Genomic DNA, 2,781 nt, shown 5'->3' with positions numbered 1-2,781 from the left:
GTGTTGTGGCGGCGGGGCCGGGGTGATGACCCGGCTTTGCGCGCCGGGAGCCATCCGATCGCCGGGCGGGATGTTGAAGGTCAAGGCGGCGACCGGATCCACCATCCCGTATCCGACCTTGTTGTCCACGCCCGCAGGCGGATTGTGCGCGGACTGCACGATCCGGTTGATTACCTGATGCGCGCTGAGTTCGGGGAATTTCGCGCGCACCAGCGCCGCGACGCCGCTGACGTAGGCCGCCGAGAAACTGGTGCCCCAGAACGGCATGTTCTTCTCGCCCGGTCTCGACGGCGGGTAGGCATTCACCGGGCCGCCGCCCTGCGGTGAGAGGCCCATGATGTGGGTCCCGGGGGCCGCCACGCCGACCCAGGGACCGGTCATGCTCTTGTCGAGCGGGGCACCGCTGCTGTCGACCGCTCCCACCGACAGGACGTAATCGGAGAACCACGACGGCGCCGAGACGATCTTGACCTCGTGCCAGTCCCGCGGATCGGACGGGTCCAATGGGTCATACGTCGGGTTGTTGTTGCAGCCCGCTTCGCCGTCGTTGCCGGCGGCCGCCACGATCACGGCGTCCTTCGCGGTGGCCGCGTACCACAGCGCCGCACCGAGGGCCCGCTGATCGGCCGGGGCCGCCGCGGGCAGGCACGCGGTGACGGAAATGTTGATCACCTTGGCCCCCATGTTGGCGGCGTGAACCACCGCGCGCGCAACCGAATTCAGCGTTCCGGCCTTGACCTTCTCGTCCGAGTAGGGGTCTCCCGGCGGCGGGTTCACCGGCTCGAAGGCTCGTGAGGACTGCCGGATCGAGATGATGGTCGCGTGCGGGGCCACGCCCACCACCCCGTCGGGTGCCCCCGGGGGGAGCGGCGGCACCGCGGGTTCGTCTTCGGTCTGCGGATCCGGCGGCCCGTTCGACGCGGCCGTCGCTCCGCCGCCCTCCGGCGGCGGGGGCGGCGGCGGTGGCGGCGGGGGCGGAAGCACCTGGGTGATGGTCACCGGCGGCGGCGGTGGTGGGGGCGCCACCGGGGGCGGCACCTCGACCGGCGGGGGCGGCGCGCCGGCGATCGGCGGCGGGCCCGCCGGCGGCGGGAACGCGGGAGTGGCGGGCATCGGCCGCGGCATCGGCAAGATCCCTTGGGGCGCAGCGGCGATGATCGAGCTGACGATCGTGCCGTGCGCGTCGCAATCCGATAGGCCGTCCTCACCCATGATGTAGTCGCCGCCGGGGACCGCCGGCAGTCGCGGGTTGGGGGTGACGCCGGTGTCGATGACGGCCACGGGCACCCCGTTGCCGGTGCTGTACTGCCAAGCCTTTGTGATGTTGAGCAGGTTGAAGCCCGGGGCCAGCTGCGCCACGTCGGGGTTGCGCACGGTGATCGGGGTCGAGCAGCTGTTGGCACGGCGCATCGGCTGATCGGATCGCGGGGGACCGTCCGGCGGCACCATACCCGGATCCACCGGTGGTGGTGTAATGGCAAGCGCGACAGGGGTATTGGATGATAATGCGACCAATGTGACAGCGGCGGCCACCGCCGCGGCCCTTCTCAGTGGCGAATCCACGTGAAGAGCCCTCCCAAGGCCGCCGCCGCTGGCAGCAAGACGATGAACGCGAGCACTTCCACCCACTCGACGGTCAACCGGATGAATGGCCTAAACCGCATCGCCGGCACCAAAAGCGCTGCGGCCAAACCCAATGCGGCGAAGGTCGCCACCGCCACCGCGGGCCACATCAACCCGGCCATCACGTCGTGCGGCGCGGCGACGGCATACTTGACCACGCCCGCGCACACCGCCGCGGACGCCCCGCACACCAGGGCGATGGCCTGATACTTGGCGGCGAACCCGCGACCCTGGGTCAGGAAGATGCCGGCCACCAGGCCGGCCACCACCAACGCCAACCACGCCCACGGGCGCCCCGGCGCCAGCACGCCCCACACCGCGGCGGGCAGCACTATCGACACGCCGACGCACAGTCCCACCTGGACCGCGTTGACCAGCCGCGCCGAGGCGGCGATCGCGGCGCCGCGCGCGCTGATGTCGGTCAATTCATTGTCCTCGTCTTCGGATTCGTCCTCGCTGACCGGGGACACGGTGTCGACGGGCATCCCCTCGCGCCGCGCGAACAGGTCCCGCCCGGTGATCGATCCGAAATGCGGCGGCCGGACCCGGGCGACCCACAGCGCGATCAGGGGAGCCATCCGGACCAGCACAAGCAGTCCGACCAAGACGCAGACCGCCAGCACCTGAGCCGAGGCCGGCCGGAACATCCGGACGGCGGCGACGGCGGTCAGCACCCCGAAGACCGTCACCACCGCGGTGACCACCGCGGTCTGCCAGCGGTTCCGCGCCGTCACCCCGATGGCGATGGCGCCCAGGATCACGATGACGGCGCCGATCAGCCCGTGCGCCGCGCCGAGCCGCCCCGGCGGCGCGCAGCCCCCGGCGGTCGCCAGCGACAGGACCGCCAGCCACGCGAAGCCGCTGAAGAGGTCGCGCCGCTCCCGCCACCCGCTGCGCACCACCAGCGTGGCCACCAGCAGCAGGACACCGACGGCGCCGGCGACCGCGGCCGGGACGGGGCCGTCGGTGAATGTCCGGGCGCGCAGCGTCAGTGCCACCACGACCCCGACCGCCATGGCGATCACCGCGACCGCGGTGTGGGCGGCGGTCAGCGGCGTCACCGGCGCGAACATCCGATCGCCGCCGTCGCGGCCCAGCCACTTGCCCATGGCCGCCAATCCCGTGGACAGCGACTCGTACTGCGGTTCGAACGACTCG

2 protein-coding genes are annotated in these 2,781 nt (G+C 71.8%); both read right to left on the bottom strand.

Annotated elements, in window-relative coordinates; all coding sequences use genetic code 11:
• Positions 1–1,563 (bottom strand): S8 family serine peptidase (locus tag A5646_RS02070; protein WP_067019519.1); only part of this gene is annotated, 1,563 nt, incomplete at its 3' end.
• On the bottom strand, positions 1,548–2,781 hold a 1,234-nt coding region (eccD, locus tag A5646_RS02065; protein ID WP_082984600.1), incomplete at its 5' end, for a type VII secretion integral membrane protein EccD. The genes A5646_RS02070 and eccD, both read right to left, overlap by 16 nt.

Source organism: Mycobacterium sp. 1245499.0, assembly GCF_001673615.1.
In the GTDB taxonomy this organism is placed as follows: Bacteria; Actinomycetota; Actinomycetes; order Mycobacteriales; family Mycobacteriaceae; genus Mycobacterium; species Mycobacterium europaeum_A.
Note: the sequence above shows the minus strand (reverse complement) of the source record. Positions and strands in the feature narration are given on the sequence as shown.